Origin of the sequence: Arthrobacter sp. EPSL27, assembly GCF_001512305.1 — a bacterium.
Classification (GTDB): domain Bacteria; phylum Actinomycetota; class Actinomycetes; order Actinomycetales; family Micrococcaceae; genus Arthrobacter.
The window spans coordinates 1,179,884-1,197,955 of the sequence record NZ_LNUT01000004.1; the positions used below are offsets into that span (position 1 = coordinate 1,179,884).

The 18,072-nt window shown below is 68.6% G+C and carries 17 protein-coding genes; 15 read left to right on the forward strand and 2 right to left on the reverse strand.

Annotated elements, in window-relative coordinates:
* The first annotated feature begins 1 nt into the window (after position 1).
* The 12 genes from murG to dnaE all read left to right on the forward strand — a co-directional run bounded on the left by murG (position 2) and on the right by dnaE (position 13,771).
* The gene (gene murG, locus AR539_RS09950) at positions 2-1,159 is read left to right on the forward strand and encodes an undecaprenyldiphospho-muramoylpentapeptide beta-N-acetylglucosaminyltransferase (RefSeq protein ID WP_066435603.1); all 1,158 of its coding nucleotides are present in this window, start codon (positions 2-4) and stop codon (positions 1,157-1,159) included.
* A gap of 4 nt (positions 1,160-1,163) precedes the next feature.
* Positions 1,164-2,654 (forward strand): UDP-N-acetylmuramate--L-alanine ligase, encoded by a 1,491-nt coding sequence (murC, locus tag AR539_RS09955; protein ID WP_082699289.1) that lies wholly within the window; start codon positions 1,164-1,166, stop codon positions 2,652-2,654.
* Positions 2,647-3,561: a cell division protein FtsQ/DivIB gene (locus tag AR539_RS09960; RefSeq protein WP_066436450.1), complete on the forward strand. Its 915-nt coding sequence runs from the start codon at positions 2,647-2,649 to the stop codon at positions 3,559-3,561. Before murC ends, AR539_RS09960 begins: the two co-directional genes overlap by 8 nt.
* A 203-nt stretch (positions 3,562-3,764) precedes the next feature.
* The gene (ftsZ, locus tag AR539_RS09965; protein WP_066435606.1) at positions 3,765-4,991 is read left to right on the forward strand and encodes a cell division protein FtsZ; all 1,227 of its coding nucleotides are present in this window, start codon (positions 3,765-3,767) and stop codon (positions 4,989-4,991) included.
* A 103-nt stretch (positions 4,992-5,094) separates the two neighbouring features.
* Positions 5,095-5,850, forward strand: a complete 756-nt coding sequence (locus AR539_RS09970; RefSeq protein WP_066435614.1) for a polyphenol oxidase family protein — start codon at positions 5,095-5,097, stop codon at positions 5,848-5,850.
* Positions 5,843-6,598 (forward strand): YggS family pyridoxal phosphate-dependent enzyme, encoded by a 756-nt coding sequence (locus AR539_RS09975; RefSeq protein WP_066435617.1) that lies wholly within the window; start codon positions 5,843-5,845, stop codon positions 6,596-6,598. Before AR539_RS09970 ends, AR539_RS09975 begins: the two co-directional genes overlap by 8 nt.
* Before the next feature lie 87 nt (positions 6,599-6,685).
* Entirely contained in the window at positions 6,686-7,216 is a 531-nt protein-coding gene (locus tag AR539_RS09980; RefSeq protein WP_066435620.1) for a cell division protein SepF, read from the forward strand.
* 137 nt (positions 7,217-7,353) lie between these two features.
* Positions 7,354-7,662 carry a YggT family protein gene (locus AR539_RS09985; RefSeq protein ID WP_066435623.1) on the forward strand — a complete coding sequence of 103 codons (309 nt, stop codon included), beginning with the start codon at positions 7,354-7,356 and terminating at the stop codon, positions 7,660-7,662.
* 148 nt (positions 7,663-7,810) lie between these two features.
* The gene (locus AR539_RS09990) at positions 7,811-8,500 is read left to right on the forward strand and encodes a DivIVA domain-containing protein (RefSeq protein WP_066435626.1); all 690 of its coding nucleotides are present in this window, start codon (positions 7,811-7,813) and stop codon (positions 8,498-8,500) included.
* Between the two features lie 140 nt (positions 8,501-8,640).
* A complete protein-coding gene (gene lspA / locus AR539_RS09995) occupies positions 8,641-9,225 on the forward strand; it encodes a signal peptidase II (RefSeq protein ID WP_066435628.1) in 585 nt (194 codons plus the stop codon).
* Complete coding sequence (locus AR539_RS10000) at positions 9,215-10,183, forward strand: RluA family pseudouridine synthase (protein ID WP_066435630.1); 969 nt, start codon at positions 9,215-9,217, stop codon at positions 10,181-10,183. The genes lspA and AR539_RS10000 overlap by 11 nt, the downstream gene beginning before the upstream one ends.
* A gap of 30 nt (positions 10,184-10,213) precedes the next feature.
* Entirely contained in the window at positions 10,214-13,771 is a 3,558-nt protein-coding gene (gene dnaE, locus AR539_RS10005; RefSeq protein WP_066435633.1) for a DNA polymerase III subunit alpha, read from the forward strand.
* A gap of 19 nt (positions 13,772-13,790) precedes the next feature.
* Here dnaE and AR539_RS10010 read toward each other — a convergent pair whose 3' ends face one another.
* Positions 13,791-14,249, reverse strand: coding sequence for a flavin reductase family protein (locus tag AR539_RS10010; protein ID WP_157361000.1), 459 nt, complete (start codon positions 14,247-14,249; stop codon positions 13,791-13,793).
* A 245-nt stretch (positions 14,250-14,494) separates the two neighbouring features.
* Here AR539_RS10010 and AR539_RS10015 point away from each other — a divergent pair, with 245 nt between their 5' ends.
* The 3 genes from AR539_RS10015 (at position 14,495) to nrdR (ending at position 17,222) form a co-directional block, all read left to right on the forward strand.
* Positions 14,495-15,109, forward strand: coding sequence for a hypothetical protein (locus AR539_RS10015; RefSeq protein WP_197410590.1), 615 nt, complete (start codon positions 14,495-14,497; stop codon positions 15,107-15,109).
* Between the two features lie 127 nt (positions 15,110-15,236).
* A complete protein-coding gene (gene hisD / locus AR539_RS10020) occupies positions 15,237-16,640 on the forward strand; it encodes a histidinol dehydrogenase (RefSeq protein WP_066435642.1) in 1,404 nt (467 codons plus the stop codon).
* Positions 16,641-16,730: 90 nt separating this feature from the next.
* On the forward strand, positions 16,731-17,222 hold the full coding sequence (nrdR, locus tag AR539_RS10025) for a transcriptional regulator NrdR (protein ID WP_066435645.1): 492 nt from the start codon (positions 16,731-16,733) through the stop codon (positions 17,220-17,222).
* Positions 17,223-17,312: 90 nt separating this feature from the next.
* Here the strand turns inward: nrdR and AR539_RS10030 are convergent, their stop codons facing one another.
* Complete coding sequence (locus AR539_RS10030) at positions 17,313-18,071, reverse strand: SDR family oxidoreductase (RefSeq protein WP_066435647.1); 759 nt, start codon at positions 18,069-18,071, stop codon at positions 17,313-17,315.
* Position 18,072: the final 1 nt, after the last annotated feature.

The following is an 18,072-nucleotide window of genomic DNA, read 5'->3' on the forward strand; positions in this document are numbered from 1 at the left end:
CATGAACACCGAGTCGTCCTTGTCTGTCGTCCTTGCCGGCGGCGGAACAGCCGGGCACATCAGCCCCCTCCTGGCCATCGCCAACGCCCTCCGGGAGGCCCGCCCCGGAGTGCGCCTGCTGGCCGTGGGCACCCCGGCAGGCATGGAGGCGCGGCTGGTCCCGGCTGCCGGGGTCGACCTTGCCACCATCAGCCGGGTTCCTTTCCCGCGGCGCCCATCCATGGACCTGCTCCGGCTGCCCGGACGGCTGGCCGGCGCGGTGAAGCAGGCAGGAGTGATCCTTGACGACGCCCACGCCGACGTCCTGGTCGGCGTCGGCGGTTACGTGTGCACACCGATGTACCTCGCCGCCCGGTGCCGCAGGATCCCGATTGTCATCCACGAGGCGAACACCCGCCCGGGGCTGGCGAACCGGGTGGGGGCACTCCTCGGCGGACGGGTGGCCGTGGCCTTCGCGGCAACCCGGCTGGGCGGCTCCCGCCACGTCGGCATGCCGATGCGCAAGGAGATCTCGGGCCTGGACCGGGCCGCCGCGCGGTCCGCCGCCCGTGAAGCCCTCGGACTGGATCCGGACCGCCCGGCCCTGATTGTGACCGGCGGATCCTCCGGCGCCCAGAGCATCAACCGCACCATCGCCGCGTCGGTGGGCCTCCTGGCGGAGGCCGGCATCCAGACGCTGCACATCACCGGACGCGGCAAAGCCGTGCACGACGCCGACGGCAAACCGCTCACCGCCCCCGGCTACCAGCAGCGCGAATACGTCGACGGCATGGAAACCGTGTACGCCGCCGCCGACCTGCTGCTGGCCCGTTCCGGCGCCGCGACCGTCTGCGAGGTGGCCGCCGTCGGCCTCCCCGCGGTCTTCGTCCCGCTCCCGATCGGCAACGGCGAACAGGCGCTCAACGCCGCCGGACTCGTCGACGCCGGTGCAGCCCTGCTCGTGGAGGACCGCCTGTTCTCCCCGGACTGGGTCCGGGCGAACATCATCCCCCTGCTGCAGGACCCAGGCCGGCTCGCCCGCATGGCGGACGCGGCCGAACACCTCGGCATCCGCGACGCCGACCGGCGGATGGCCGATCTTGTCCTGGGGGCCGCGGCCTCCGACGGGGCACGGCCCGCACCGGCCGGAACACCCGACAAGCACGGCAGGAAGCGGTAGAGCAATGACCCGGACAGAAGAACAGCACACTCCCGCCGCAGGACCGGCCGCAGAAGCCCTGGGCCGGGTGCATTTCATCGGCATCGGCGGCGTCGGCATGTCCGCCGTGGCCCGGATCATGGTGGCCCGCGGCCTGCCGGTCAGCGGCTCCGACGCCAAGGACCTCCCGGTCATGGCAGACCTGGCCTCGGCCGGGGCGCGGATCTGCGTCGGCTACGACGCGGTGCACCTCGGCGACGCGCAGACCGTGGTGGCGGGCTCCGCCATCCGCCCCGACAACCCCGAACTGGCCGCGGCACGGGCTGCCGGGCTCCCGGTCCTCCACCGGTCCGAGGCCCTCGCCGCCGTGATGGCCGAGGACACCGCGGTGACGGTGGCCGGCACGCACGGCAAGTCCACCACCACATCCATGATCGCCGTCCTCCTGCAGGGCGCCGGCATGGACCCCTCGTTCGCCATCGGCGCCAATGTCCCGGCCCTGGGCGTCAACGCCGCCAGCGGCTCCTCGCCGGTCTTCGTCGCGGAAGCCGACGAGTCCGACGGCTCCTTCCTGAACTACCGGCCGAAGATCGCCGTGGTGACCAACGTTGAACCGGACCACCTCGACTTCTACGGCACCGCGGAGGCCGTGTACGCGTCCTTCGACCGGTTTACGGCGCTGCTCCCGGCCGACGGTGTGCTGGTGGCCTGCGCGGACGATCCCGGGGCCAAGGCGCTGGCACTGCGGACGCGCGAACGGGGCACCACCCGTGTTGTGCTCTACGGCACCGGCGCGGACGCCGACTTCGTGCTGCACGACGGCGGCCCGGGCGACGTCTCGATCTCCACCCCCGCAGGCCGCTTCCCCCTCGACCTGCACGTCCCCGGCCGGCACAACGCCCTCAACGCGGCCGCAGCGTTCGCCGTCGCCCTGGAGCTGGGGGTCGAGCCGGCCCTGGCCGCCGGCGCCCTGGCCAATTTCACCGGGGCATCCCGGCGCTTCGAATTCAAAGGCGAGGGCCGCGGCGTCCGCGTCTACGACGACTATGCCCACCACCCCACGGAAGTGCGGGCCGCCCTCTCCGCGGCACGGACCGTGGCCGGCGGACACCAACTGCACGTGCTCTTCCAGCCGCACCTGTTCTCCCGGACCCGCGAGTTCGCCGAGGAGTTCGCCGCGGCACTCAACACGGCCGACACGGCCCTGGTGCTGGACATCTACCCTGCCCGCGAGGACCCCATCCCCGGAGTCACCAGCGGGCTGATCGCCGCGCACCTGGGCGCCGGCGGCCGCCTGGTCGCGGCCGGAGCGGACGCCGTGCAGTCCATCGTGTCCGCCGCCGCGCCGGGGGACATTGTGCTCACGGTGGGCGCCGGCGACGTGACCGCCTACGGGCCCCTGATCGTCGCCGCACTGAACGATTCATCACCGTACGGGGCATCACTGAACGGTGCCTCATTGAACGGTGCCTCATTGAACGGTGCAGCACTGAATGAAGGACCCGACGGTGCCTAGCACCCGCCGCCCCAGCTACACGGCCGGTGCGCGCCGCCCGTTGCCCCCGCCGGGAAACCAGCTGACGGCAAACCCGGCTCCCGGGAAGCAGCTGTCCGGGAACCAGCCGCCGTCCGACGTCATCACGGCGTCCAAGGACGGCGGCGCCCAGGGCCCTCCGGGCGGCCCTGCCGCCGGTGCCCGGGACAATGTGCTGTCCTTCCCCGAACCGAAGGCCAAGCGCCGCAAGCGCATCCTTCAGGGCACGGTCGGCGCCCTGGTGGCGGTGGTCGCCGCGCTCATCGCCGCAGCCGTCTACTCGCCGGTCCTCGCGGTGCAGACCGTCACCGTGGAGGGGACAAAACTCCTGACCCAGGACCAGGTCCAGCAGGCCCTGGCGCCGCTGCAGGGCAAACCCCTGCCGCAGATCGGCGACGGCGACGTGGCAGCCCTCCTGCAGCCCCTGGTCCAGGTCAAGGACGTCACCGTGCAGGCCCGGCCGCCGTCGACCCTCGCGGTCAAGGTCACCGAGCGCGTGCCGGTGGCCCTGGTCAAACAGGGGGAGGCGCACCAGCTGGTGGACGTCGAGGGCGTCAAGCTCAGCGACAACGCCGACCCGGACTCGACCCAGCTGCCGGTCATCGACGGCGGCGGCGGCACCCTGCCCAAGGACCTGTTCCATGCCATCACCGGCGTGCTCGGGGCGCTGCCGGCCGACGTGCTCGCCCGGCTCTCCAACGCCTCGGCGAAATCGGTGGATGCCGTCGAGCTCAAGCTCGTCGACGGCCAGACGATCGTCTGGGGCAACGCGGGGGAGAAGGAGCTCAAGGCCAAGGTCCTCGAGGCGCTGCTAAAAGCTCCGGCGGACCCGAAGAACCCGGTCCGGATCTACGACGTGAGTGTCCCGCGGCACCCCGTCACCCGCTAGCCGCCGCGTGTGCAACATCGGCTATTTTCGCGGTATTACCGCGACACGCGCACTCGGTTATTGAATGTCATCACACAAGGAAATAGCGTCACAGCATGAGTTACTTGACATAACTATAACCCTCAAGTCGAAGGTTAAGGTTCAAAGCTTCAAGTCCGACTCCATCAGTTTTCGCATTAGTACACGAACAAGGGACACGTAACGTGGCAGCTCCGCAGAATTACTTGGCCGTCATCAAGGTCGTCGGCATCGGCGGCGGTGGCGTGAACGCAGTCAACCGCATGATTGAGGTGGGACTGCGCGGCGTTGAATTCATCGCCATCAACACCGACGCGCAGGCGCTGCTGATGAGCGATGCCGACGTCAAGCTCGACGTCGGGCGCGAGCTGACCCGCGGCCTGGGAGCCGGTGCGAATCCCGAGGTGGGCCGTCAGGCCGCCGAGGACCACGCTGATGAAATCGAAGAGGTCATCCGCGGCGCCGACATGGTCTTCGTCACCGCCGGCGAAGGCGGCGGCACGGGCACCGGCGGCGCCCCCGTCGTCGCGCGCATCGCCCGCTCCCTCGGCGCACTGACCATCGGTGTCGTCACCCGCCCGTTCACCTTCGAGGGCCGCCGCCGCGCAGGCTCCGCCGAGGCCGGCATCGACGCCCTGCGCGATGAAGTCGACACGCTGATCGTCATCCCGAACGACAGGCTCCTGTCCATCAGCGACCGCAACGTCTCCGTTCTGGACGCGTTCCGCTCCGCCGACCAGGTGCTGCTGTCCGGCGTCCAGGGCATCACCGACCTGATCACCACCCCGGGCCTGATCAACCTCGACTTTGCCGACGTCAAGTCCGTCATGCAGGGCGCAGGGTCGGCCCTGATGGGCATCGGCTCCGCCCGCGGCGAGGACCGCGCCGTCAAGGCTGCGGAGCTGGCCATCGCCTCCCCGCTGCTGGAAGCCTCGATTGACGGCGCCCACGGCGTCCTGCTGTCCATCCAGGGCGGCTCGGACCTCGGCCTCTTCGAAATCAACGAGGCGGCCCGCCTCGTCCAGGAAGTCGCGCACCCCGAGGCCAACATCATCTTCGGTGCGGTCATCGACGACGCTCTCGGCGACGAGGCCCGCGTCACCGTGATCGCTGCCGGGTTCGACGACGTCAAGGCCACGTCCCCGTCCATGGACCAGTCCCTGCCGCAGACGGCGCCGCAGCGCCCCGCAGCGCCGGCGGCGGCCCCCGCCCCGGCCCAGGCGCCGTCCTCGGCACAGGTCCAGCCCCTGCACGCGACGGTCGGCGCCTCCGGCTATGGCGGATGGGGCCAGCAGCGCCCGTCGGCCGTCCCGGCTGACTCCGGATTCGACGTCGACCTGCCCTCGGTTGTGGAGCCGGACCTGTCCGGCCGCCACTCCGACGACCTGGACGTCCCCGACTTCCTCAAGTAGGCCCGCGAAAAGCACCATGGCACTGCCGGATGGCAGTGCCATGGTGCTTTCTCGTAGGATCTAAGTTCTGCAAACAAGTCCGGCAACGATGTGGGGTTATTAAGTGTTCTCGTGGCGGGCGGAAGTCCGGCCCGGCGTCTGGGTGGCTTTCACCGACGCCACAGCCGGAAACCTGGCGCTCCATGTCGGCGACGATCCGGTGGCGGTCCGGCACCGGCGGGCGGGCATTGAAGCGGAGCTGGGACTCGGCAGCAGGCCCTTCCAGTACATGAACCAGGTCCACGGCAACGAGGTGGCGGGCATCGGTGCCGCCGGTGCTGGCGTGGGCCGTACGGATGCTCCCACCGCCGACGCCATGGTCTCCCTGGGCGAACCCCTCGCCGTTATGGTGGCCGACTGTGTTCCCGTGGTGCTGGTCGGGGAACGGGCCGGGGAGGAAAACCCTGTCCTGGCGGTCGCCCACGCCGGACGCCCCGGCGTCGCCAGCGGCGTGGTTCCGGCGGCCGTGGCACGGATGCGCGGCCTGGGCGCCACCGGCCTCAGTGCCTGGATCGGCCCGTCGGTTTGCGGACAATGCTATGAAGTCCCCGCCGCCATGCGCGACGACGTGGCCGCCCGCGTGCCCGCTGCCTGGTGCACCACCTCCCGCGGCACCCCCGGGCTGGACCTGCCCGCAGCCGTCCGCAGCCAGCTGCAAGACGCCGGGGTGCGGATCGAATACACCGGCGGCTGCACGATGGAGGACCCCCGGCTGTTCTCGTACCGACGGGACCCGGGCACCGGGCGTTTCGCCGGACTGGTGTGGACAGCGGCTGAACCAGCCCCCGCCGGACAGCCGGACGGAGCATCCCGTGCCTGAAGACCAGACCGCCGTCGCGCAGCCGGACCCCCGGCTGGACCAGCTCCGGGAAGCCCTTGCCGCCGTCCGGGCGCGCATTGACCGTGCCGCCGGTGCCGCGGGCCGGCAGGAGCGCCCGCCCCGGCTGATTGTCGTCACCAAGTTCCACCCCGCCGAGGACGTCCGGCGGCTCGCCGCGCTCGGCGTCACCGATGTGGGGGAGAACCGGGACCAGGAAGCCGCGGCCAAGGCCGCCGCACTGCCGGGGCTCGATCTCCGCTGGCACTTCATCGGCCAGCTCCAGAGCAACAAGGCCAAATCCGTGGTGAAGTATGCCCACGCCGTGCATTCCGTGGACCGCCCGCAGCTGGCCGCCGCGCTGGAGAAGGCCATGGCCGCCGAGCAGGAGCGCACCGGACGCGCGCCGCTGGACTGCTTCATCCAGGTAAACCTCAACGACGCTGACGACGACGCCGCCGGGCTCCGGGGCGGCGCCGCCCCGGAAGCGGTCCCCGGACTGGCCGACCTGGTGGCCGGCTCCGCGGGGCTGCGCCTCGCCGGGCTGATGGCTGTGGCACCCCTGGGCGCGGATCCCGGCCCCGCCTTCGAGAAACTCGCCGGCCTGTCGGCCCGGCTGACCGCCGACCATCCCGGCGCCACGGGCATTTCCGCGGGCATGAGCCAGGACCTGGAACAGGCCATCCGGTTCGGGGCGACACACCTTCGCGTTGGTTCCGATATTCTCGGTCCGCGTCCGGCGTTGGGGTAGGTTCAACGTATTGGAAGGTAATGGCGGGGATTCCAAGGCTGTGAAGGCATTGATCGGCCCGCCCACGGACACGATTAGGAGTCGACCATGGCCGGCGCTCTGCGCAAGACAATGATCTATCTTGGGCTCGCCGACGGCGACGAACACTATGAGTCCGAGCACCAAACATCGCACAAGGACGAGGACGATTCCATGGAGCATGACCGCGAGGAGCGCCGTGCACCGGCGCCTGTCCGCGAGGCCCCCAAGGAAGAGCCCTCCGCCGCTGAAGAGGAATACCGCGCACCTGTGACACCCATCAAGCGAGCGGCCTCGAGCCGCGACGAGCAGACCGGACTCCGCCAGATCACCACGATCCACCCGCGGTCCTACAACGATGCCAAGCTCATCGGCGAGAGCTTCCGTGACGGCATCCCCGTCATCATGAACGTCACCGACATGGGCGAGGCGGACGCCAAGCGGCTGGTCGACTTCTCCGCCGGGCTGGTCTTCGGACTGCGCGGGAGCATCGAACGCGTGACGAACAAGGTCTTCCTGCTCTCGCCGTCGTACGTCGAAGTCATTGGCGATGACAAGAAAGCCAGCGAGACAACGGCAAGCTTCTTCAACCAGAGCTAGGCCGGGATTTTTTCCGGGATGCCAGGCAGGGACACCCTGCCTGGCATCACTGCTGAATTATCCGTGTTGAAATAGAGGCGTAACCATCAAGAGGACACTGCGGTATCCGGAATGAACATGGAGATATGAGTTAACTCATGGGAATTGTTTTCGGACTCGTCTATATCGCCCTGCTGCTGTTCCTGGTTGCCCTCATCATCCGCCTGGTCTTTGACTGGGTGCAGATGTTCGCACGGAGCTGGCGGCCGCGCGGCGTGGCGCTGGTCACCGCCCACACCGTGTATTCGGTCACAGACAAGCCCATCAACCTGCTGCGGCGGCTCATTCCGCCGCTGCGGCTGGGGGGCATCTCCCTGGACCTCGGCTTCCTGCTGCTGTTTGTGGCAGTAACGATCGCCATGTCAGTCGCCAAGTTCATGGTGCTCTCCCAGCCGATCACGGCGTAACCAGGCAGCGGACAGTGTCCGCCGCCGCACAGATAGAAACTCCGGTTTGACACTGCGGTGTTGAATTAGAGGAACCAGACCATATTTAGGTACCGTAGTTTTGACGGCCGGAAGGCCTACTGACTAACTAGACCAACGAGGTGACCAGATGGCTTTGACGCCAGAAGACGTTGTCAACAAGCGCTTTCAGCCGACCAAGTTCCGCGAAGGCTACGACCAGGACGAAGTTGATGACTTCCTGGACGAGATCGTCGTCGAACTTCGACGCCTGAACCAGGAGAACGACGAGCTGCGCAAGAAGCTCGCCGAATCCGGCGCCGGCACGCCTGCCAGCTCCGCCGCCGCGGCCCCGGTCGTGGAAAAGGTTCCGGCACCCGTCAAGGCCGAGAAGGAAGACCGCGCCAAGGCCGAAGCCGAGGCGAAGGCCGCTGAGGAAGCCAAGGCCGCCGAGGCTGCGAAGAAGAAGGAAGCCGAGCTGGCAGCAGCCGCCCCGGCACGCGCCGCCGCGACCCCCTCCGCCGAGTCGGCTGCAGGCCTGCTCGCCATGGCGCAGCAGATGCACGACAAGCACGTCGCCGACGGCGAGCAGCAGCGCGACAAGATCATCGCCGAAGCGCAGATCGAAGCCAGCAGCCTCGTCAACGATGCGCAGGAGAAGTCCCGCAAGATCCTCGGCGCCCTCGAGCAGCAGCGCTCCGTCCTGGAACGCAAGGTGGAGCAGCTCCGCGGCTTCGAACGCGACTACCGCTCACGCCTGAAGGCCTACATCGAAGGCCAGCTGCGTGACCTGGACGCCCGTGGCTCCGTGGCAGCCCCTGAGGTCGAAGCGAACAGCTAAGCCCCAAAGCAAGTATTCTGAAAGCCGGTGGCTGAGGATTCCTCGGCCGCCGGCTTTCGGCATTAACCGCAGGTTCCGCCGGCGGCCGCGCCCAAGCATCCAGCCCCCAGTGCCCGCACTGGCCCGTGAACGAAAGCCTTATGACTGACGCACCCTCACCCGACGCCGCCCGGCCCGCCGGGTCCGCCGAGTCGGCCCCCCTGACGCCCCGGCCGAAGCGGTCCCTGCTGCTCTCCTTGTTCTTCGGCCTGGCCGTGTTCGCCTACACCTTCGACCAGCTCACCAAGCTGTGGGTGACCGCCACCATGACCGAAGGGGAGCGGATCCCCGTGCTGCCCCCGCTGCTGCACTGGTATTACATCCGCAACTCCGGCGCCGCCTTCTCCATTGGCGAGAACGTCACCTGGGTGTTCACCATCATCATGGCCGCCGTCTCGATCGCGATCCTGCTGCAGCTGCGCAAGCTCGGCTCGGTCTGGTGGGCTCTGGCGCTGGGGCTGCTGCTCGGCGGTGCGCTGGGCAACCTCACCGACCGGCTCTTCCGCGAACCGTCCTTCGCCATGGGACACGTGGTGGACTTCATCCAGCTGCCCAACTTCGCCATCTTCAACATTGCGGACTCGGCCGTCGTGTCCTCCGTCGTGATCATCTGCCTGCTGACGCTGCGCGGCATTGCCCTGGACGGCTCGCACCTGACGAAGGAGCCGGTGAAGCATGACTCCTGAGGACAGCACGCTGGACAGCACGACTGGCGGCACGCCGGACAGTTTTGTGGTGCCGGAGGAACTCGCGGGCACCCGGGTGGACGCGGGGCTGGCCAAGCTCATGGGCGTTTCCCGTTCCCAGGCCGCCACGCTGATCGCCGAAGGCAACGTCAGCAGCAACGGCAAAGCCGTGGGGAAGTCGCTCAAGCTTGTCCCCGGCGCCGTGCTCGACGTCGTTGTCCCGGTCCGCCGGGACCCCCTGGAAGTTGTGGAGGAAGTAGTGGAAGGCCTGAATATCCTGCTGGACGATGACGACTTCGTTGTCATCGACAAGCCCGTCGGTGTGGCCGCGCATCCCTCGCCCGGCTGGGTGGGCCCCACGGTCGTGGGCGGCCTCGCCGGCCTCGGCTACCGGATCTCCACCTCCGGCTCGCCCGAGCGCGCGGGCATCGTCCACCGGCTCGACGTCGGCACCTCCGGGGTCATGGTGGTGGCCAAGACGGAGGAGGCCTACACGGCCCTCAAGCGCGCCTTCAAGGAGCGCACCGTGGACAAGGTCTACCACGCGGTGGTCCAGGGCCTGCCGGACCCGCTGGCGGGCACCATCGACGCGCCGATCGGCCGCCACCCGGGCCACGACTGGCGGTTCGCGGTGATTGAGGACGGCCGGGACTCCATCACGCACTACGAGGTTCTTGAGGCGTTCGGGAAGGCCTCGCTGGTGGAGGTCCACCTTGAGACCGGCCGCACGCACCAGATCCGGGTCCACTTCTCGGCGCTGCGGCACCCGTGCGCCGGCGACCTGACCTACGGCGCCGACCCCCGGCTTGCCGCCACGCTGGGGCTCACCCGCCAGTGGCTGCACGCCCGGAAGCTGTCCTTCGCACACCCCCGGACCGGGGAGCCGGTCACCGTCACCAGCGAGTACCCGCAGGACCTCCGCTACGCGCTCGACGTGCTGGAGTCCGGGCAGGCCTGATCTGTCGGTGCGCGGCACTAGAATGGTTCGGTGACTTCCAGCAACGCATCGTTCGTGCATCTCCACAACCACACCGAGTACTCCATGTTGGACGGCGCCGCCCGGCTGGGGGAGCTGTTCGACGAAACGGAGCGCCTGGGCATGCCGGCCCTGGCCACCACGGACCACGGGTACCTCTTCGGGGCCTTCGACTTCTGGAAGCGGGCCACCGACAAGGGGATCAAGCCCATCATCGGCGTCGAGGCCTATGTCACCCCCGGCACGGCCCGCGGGGACAAGACCCGCGTCCGCTGGGGCGAGGAGAGCCAGCGCAAGGACGACATCTCCGGCGGCGGCTCGTACACCCATATGACGCTGCTGAGCTACAACAACGTGGGCATGCGGAACCTGTTCCGGGCCTCCTCGATCGCGTCGCTGGACTCGGTCTTCGGCAAATGGCCCCGGCTAGACCGGGAACTGCTCAACACCTACTCGGAGGGGCTCATCGCCACCACCGGCTGCCCGTCCGGCGAAGTCCAGACCAGGCTGCGGCTGGGGCAGTACCGGGAGGCCCTGGAGGCGGCCGCCGAGTTCCGGGACATCTTCGGCGCCGAAAACTACTTCTGCGAACTCATGGACCACGGCCTGGACATTGAGCGGCGCGTCACCGGCGACCTGCTGCGCCTGGCCAAGGAACTGAACCTGCCCCTGGTGGCCACCAACGACCTCCACTACACCCACGAGCACGACGCCAAGGCCCACGAGGCCCTGCTGGCCATCCAGTCCGGCTCCACGCTGCTGGAGCCGACCTATGACAACGGCGGCTCCCGCTTCGCCTTCTCCGGCAGCGGCTACTACCTGAAGTCCCCGCAGGAGATGCGCGAGCTCTTCCGCGACCACCCCGACGCCTGCGACAACACGCTCCTGATCGCCGAACGCTGCGAAGTCTCCTTCAACACCGGCGCCAACTACATGCCCCGGTTCCCCTGCCCGGAGGGGGAGGACGAGACGTCCTGGCTGGTCAAGGAAGTCGACAAGGGCCTCCGCTACCGCTATCCCCAGGGCATCCCGGACAAGGTGCGCACCCAGGCCGACTACGAACTCGGCGTCATCAACTCCATGGGGTTCCCGGGCTACTTCCTGGTGGTGGCCGACTTCATCAACTGGGCCAAGAACAACGGCATCCGGGTGGGTCCCGGACGAGGCTCGGGCGCCGGCTCCATGGTGGCGTACGCCATGCGCATCACCGACCTCGACCCGCTGCACCACGGCCTGATCTTCGAGCGCTTCCTCAACCCGGACCGTGTGTCCATGCCCGACTTCGACGTCGACTTCGATGACCGGCGCCGGTCCGAGGTAATCGACTACGTCACGCGCAAGTACGGCGACGAACGCGTGGCCATGATCGTCACCTACGGCACCATCAAGACCAAGCAGGCGCTGAAAGACTCCTCCCGCGTGCTGGGCTATCCGTTCAGCATGGGCGAACAGCTCACCAAGGCCCTGCCGCCGGCCGTGATGGCCAAGGACATCCCGCTGGCGGACATCCAGAACAAGGACTCCAAGCGCTACAGCGAGGCCGCCGACTTCCGGCAGCTGATCGCCACCGACCCGGAAGCCGCGAAGGTCTTTGAAACAGCCCTCGGCATTGAGGGCCTGAAGCGCCAGTGGGGTGTCCACGCGGCCGGCGTCATCATGTCCTCGGACCCCATCATCGACGTCATCCCGATCATGCGCCGCTTCCAGGACGGCCAGGTCATCACGCAGTTCGACTACCCGACGTCCGAGGGCCTCGGCCTGATCAAGATGGACTTCCTGGGCCTGCGGAACCTGACCATCATCTCCGACGCCCTGGAGAACATTAAGATGAACCGCGGCGTGGACCTGGACCTGGAGTCCCTGGCCCTCGACGACGCCGCCTCGTACGAGCTGCTGGCCCGCGGCGACACCCTTGGTGTGTTCCAGCTCGACGGCGGGCCCATGCGGTCGCTCCTGAAGCTCATGAAGCCTGACAACTTCGAGGACATCTCCGCCGTCCTGGCCCTGTACCGGCCCGGCCCGATGGGCGCCAACGCCCACACCGACTACGCGCTGCGCAAGAACGGCATCCAGGAAGTCATCCCGATCCACCCGGAACTCGAGGAACCGCTGGCCGAGATCCTCGGCGGCACCTACGGCCTGATCGTGTACCAGGAGCAGGTTATGGCGGTGGCGCAGAAGCTCGCCGGCTACACCTTGGGCCAGGCCGACATCCTGCGCCGTGCCATGGGCAAGAAGAAGAAATCCGAGCTGGACAAGCAGTTCGCCGGCTTCTCCCAGGGCATGCAGGACAACGGCTACTCCATTGAGGCGGTCAAGACCCTCTGGGACATCCTGCTGCCGTTCTCCGACTACGCCTTCAACAAGGCGCACTCGGCCGCCTACGGCGTGATCTCGTACTGGACCGCCTACCTCAAGGCCCACTACGCCCCGGAGTACATGGCGGCCCTGCTCACCAGCGTCGGCGACGACAAGGACAAGTCGGCGATCTACCTCAACGAATGCCGCCGCATGGGCATCACGGTGCTGCCGCCGGACGTCAACGAGTCCGCGCTGAACTTCACCCCGGTGGGCAATGACATCCGCTTCGGCATGGGTGCCATCCGCAACGTCGGCGTGAACGCCGTCGAAGCCATGGTGGCCGCACGCGAGAAGGAAGGCGCGTACACGTCCTTCAAGGACTACCTGATGAAGGTCCCGGCCGTCGTCTGCAACAAGCGCACCATCGAGTCCCTCATCAAGGCCGGCGCCTTCGACTCGCTGAACCACCACCGGCGCGCCCTCGCCATGATCCACGAAGAAGCGATCGACTCCGTCATCACCCTCAAGCGCAACGAGGCGATCGGCCAGTTCGATCTCTTCGCCGGGTTCGACGAGGAGGAATCCCAGGCGTCGCTGAGCATCGAAATCCCGGACCTTCCCGAATGGGAGAAGAAGGACAAGCTCTCCTTCGAACGGGACATGCTGGGGCTCTACGTCTCGGACCACCCCCTCCAGGGCCTCGAGGGGCTGCTGAGCCAGCACGCCGACCAGTCCATCACGTCCCTGATCGCCGAGGACGGCCCGCACGACGGCGCCATTGTCACCATCGCCGGCATGATCACCTCGCTCAGCCGCCGGATCGCCAAAGCCAGCGGCAACGCCTACGCCCGCGCGGAAATCGAAGACCTGGGCGGATCAGTCGAGGTCATGTTCTTCGGGCAGGTCTACGGCCCCATCGCCTCCGTGCTCGCGGAGGACCTGATCGTTGTGGTCAAGGGCCGGCTGCAGCGCCGCGACGACGGCGCCGTGGCCCTGAACTGCATGGAACTGTCCGTTCCGGACCTCAGCGAGGGCCTGAGCGGCCCGCTGGTGATCACCATGGCCACGCACAAGGCCACCGAGGCCGTGGTGACCGAACTCGGCGACGTGCTCCGGACCCACCGCGGCAAGTCCGAGGTGCGCCTGCACCTGCAGGGCGACTCCCGGGTGGAGGTCATGGGACTGCCCGTGCATCTGCGGGTCAACCCCAGCCCATCGCTGTTCGGTGACCTGAAGGTCCTCCTCGGCCCCACCTGCCTGGACAACTGACCCCGCGAGGGGGAGCGGCTCAGATCTCGTAGTCGAGGGGTGCGGGCTGGCCGTAGGAGCCGGCGTGGTAGAGCAGGGGAGCGCCGTCGGGGCCCACCTCGCCTTCCACGACCTCCACCACCACGACGGCGTTGTTCTCGAACGAGAGCCGCATCTGGACCTTGCCGATCAGCCAGCCGGCCACGTCTTTGAGGATCGGCACGTCGTGGGACCCCAGGGCCCAGTGGTCGCCCTCGAACCGGTCGCGGGTCCGCGCGAAGCGGTCGGCCAGTGCCTGGTTCTCCAGCCCCAGCATGTGCACGCCGATGTACGTGGTGTTGGCCACGGCCGGCCAGGAGCTGGAAGTGCGGGCCATGTTGAAGGTGAACCGCGGCGGCTTCGCTGACAGCGAGGCCACGGATGTTGCGGTGAAACCGTAAGGGACACCGTTGTAGTTGGCGGTGATGATCGCCACTCCGGCCGCGTGCCGGCGGAACATCTCCCGGAAGGTCCCTTCGAAGGCTTGGTCCTCTGTGGCCACTGCGATCCAACTCCCTGCTGCCGGTGTGTGTTGCTTTTATCCTGCCAGCGTATTCCGCCTGCGGCGGCCGGCCGAATCCACGTGCCGCACACCGTCATGCGGACGGCTATGCGGGCCGTCCTTCGCGCCGACTCCTGCCGGCGCCCGGCGGCATGCCCGACGTCGTGTCCCAGGCAGGCACAAAGGTTGTTAAGGTTTGTGTCATGACACAGCCAGCAGTACACGGCCAGTTCCGGCACGACACCCCGCAGGACGGCTCCCGGCCCCAGTGGCAGAACGGGGTCCTGCATCCCGGCCACTACGGCCACCGCGAAGCCGGGCTGGACGGGGCCACCGGCCTGCCGGCGACGCCTGCAGTGTCATGGCGGAAGGCGGCCGTCATTGCCGCCTCCGGCATTGTGGTGGGGCTGCTGTGGTGGATCCTGGCGCCGTCGGGCCTGAACCTGCTCTCAGGGAATCCGGACCTGCGCAGCGGCGGCAACACGGAAGGGTGGCTGCCGCGGGACCTTGTGCTCGCCGCCCTGTTCCTGCTCGCCGGCTGCATTTCCGGGGCAGTCGCCTCCGGCAACAAGCATTCCGAACCCTCCGGGCGGGACGTGCTCCTCGCCGTCGGCGCCGGGGTGCTGGGTACCCTTGCCGCCTGGGGGACCGGCGTGCTCTGCGGCCTGGTCTGGGGCACACCCGAGGACACCTCGGCCAGTGCCAGCATCGCCTTCTCACTCAGGTCCCTGGCCGTCCTCGCGATCTGGCCGGCTTCCACCGCGCTGGCGATCTTCCTGAACACGGTGTTCGCAACACCCCGGCCGGAGGCCGAATAAATACAGGCCGATTAAATACAGGCCGAACAAATACAGGCCGATTAAGTACAGGCAGAAGAACGGGCCGCGGAGCGGCCTGCGGAGTAACACGCGCGGGGCACCCGCGGGCGGCACGTAAAATGGACGGGTGACCCCAACAGCTGACAGCACCGCATCCGCCGCCACCGCGTCCCCGGCTCCCGCCGGCGTGCACTTCCGCACCGTCGACCTGCGCGGCCGGAGCCTGTCCCTCGCAGAACTCCGTGCCGCCGTGCCCCGGGCGCAGCCCGGCACCATGGCTGACGCCGAGCAGAAAGTCCTGGACATCATCGGGGCGGTCCGCGCCCGCGGCTTCGAGGCGCTCAGCGAACTGGCCCGGACCTTTGATGGCGTGGAGCAGGTGCACCCGAGGGTTCCCGCGGAAGCCCTGACGGCGGCCCTGGCAGGCCTCGACCCCGCCGTGCGGGCGGCACTCGAGGAGTCCATCCGGCGCGCCCGGCGCTTCGCCGACGCGCAGCGCCCGGCCGACACCGACGTCGAACTTGGTGACGGTGCCGTGGTCAGCCAGAACTGGGTGCCTGTGGCGCGCGTGGGCCTCTACGTTCCCGGCGGCCTGGCCGTCTACCCGTCCTCGGTGATCATGAACGTGGTCCCTGCCCTCGCCGCCGGCGTGGAGTCGATTGCGCTTGCCTCGCCGCCGCAGAAGGACTTCGGCGGGATGCCGCACCCCACCATCCTGGCCGCAGCGTGCCTGCTGGGGATCGACGAGGTGTACGCGATCGGCGGCGCGCAGGCCATCGCTGCCTTTGCCTACGGCATCCCGGCAGCCTGGGACCACGCCGGGCTGGACCCGGTGGACGTCGTCACCGGCCCGGGGAACGTCTTTGTCGCGACGGCCAAACGCCTGGTCAAGGGCGTCGTCGGGATCGACTCCGAGGCGGGCACCACCGAAATTGCCATCCTGGCCGACGCCACCGCGCAGCCGCACCTGGTCGCCGCCGACCTGATTAGCCAGGCCGAGCACGACCCCAAGGCAGCGTCCGTGCTGATCACGGACTCCGAGGACCTCGCCGCCGCCGTCCGGACGGAACTGGACCGGCAGGCGGCCGCGACAAAGCACGGCGGACGGGTCCGCGAAGCGCTGTCCGGACCGCAGTCGGGCGCCGTCATGGTGGATGACCTGGAGCAGGGCATCGCGGCCTGCAACGCCTACGCCGCGGAGCACCTGGAAATAATGACGGCGGGCGCCGCCGCGGTGGCGGGCAGGATCCGCAGCGCGGGTGCGATCTTCGTCGGGGACTACAGCCCGGTCAGCCTGGGCGACTACTGCGCCGGCTCCAACCACGTGCTCCCGACCAGCGGCACGGCGGCGTTTTCCTCCGGGCTGAACGTCACCACGTTCCTTCGCGCCATCCAGGTGGTCAACTACACCCGGGCCGCCCTGGAGGAGGTCAGCGGACACATCGTCAGCCTGTCCGGGGCAGAGGACCTGCCGGCCCACGGCGAGGCCGTCACCGCCCGCTTCTCCGGGGCCGCAGACCACAACATGTAGTAATTACAGGCTTGTTATTCGGCTACATCTAGTCGTAAACTGAGGGCGGAGCCGTGATGCCGAATATTTGGGACAGGGAAGGAAAACGACATGTATTGCCCGTTTTGCCGCAACCCTGACTCCCGCGTCGTCGACAGCAGGATTGCCGACGACGGCTCGGCCATCCGGCGCCGCCGGCAGTGCCCCGAGTGCGGCCGCCGTTTCACCACCGTCGAGACCACCAGCCTCACCGTGATCAAGCGGTCCGGCGTGGGCGAGCCCTTCAGCCGCAGCAAGGTCATCAACGGCGTCCGCAAGGCCTGCCAGGGCCGCCCCGTCACCGAGGACGACCTTGCCCTGCTGGCGCAGGAAGTCGAGGAGGCCATCCGGGCCGCGGGAGCCGCGGAAATCGATGCCCACGAGGTGGGCCTGGCCATCCTTAACCCGCTGCAGAAGCTGGACGAGGTGGCGTATCTGCGCTTCGCGAGCGTCTACCAGGCCTTCGAGTCGCTTGAAGACTTTGAATCCGCGATTTCCCTGCTCCGCCATGAGGCCGAGACCAAGGGACGCGAGGGCACCAGCCAGCAGAAGAGCCCGCTCTAGCCCCCGGGCCTACAGACTCCGGTGGTGGCAGCGGAGGGGAAGCCGAAGCCACCACCGGCACCACCAGTGGCCCACAGCCGGCGGCCCAGGTCAGCGGCCGCCCGAGACGGGCAGCACCGCCCCCGTAATGTATCCCGCCTCGTCGGAGAGCAGCCAGAGCACCGCGGCGGCCACCTCGTCCGGTTCGGCGGCGCGGCCCATCGGAATGGTGGGGCTCAGCCGCTCCACCCGGTCCGGCATGCCGGCGGCCGCGTGCAGTCCCGTTTTGGTGCTCCCGGGCGCCACACCGTTCACCCGGATGCCCTGCGCCGCGACCTCGGCCGCAAGCCCCACAGTCAGCACATCCACGGCACCCTTGGACGCCGCATAGTGCACCCAGGTGCCCGGCGAGCCGGCCTTGGTGGCGGTCGAGGAGATGTTGATGATGGAGCCGCCACCCCCGCCGTGGCCGGTGCTGAGCCGCCGGACGGCCTCCTGGCAGACGTAGGCGAGGCCGGCGACGTTGACGTCCAGGACGCGCCGGACGGTTGCGGGCGGGACCTCCGCCAGGGGACCGATCAGATCGCCGGTAATGCCGGCGTTGTTCACGACGGCGGTGAGCGTTCCCAGCGCGGCCGCAGCATCGAACAATCGTCCGACGGCGGCCGGGTCGCTGACGTCCGCCTGCACGGCCGCCGCGGTGCCGCCGCCGGCGGTGATCTGCTCCACCGTGGCGGCAGCGCCGGAGGCGTCTGAGGCATAGTTCACCACCACGGCGTACCCGGCGCGGGCGGCCCGCAGCGCGACGGCTGCGCCGATGCCGCGGCTTGCGCCCGTGACGATGACCACCCCGGGCGCCGCTGCAGCCATG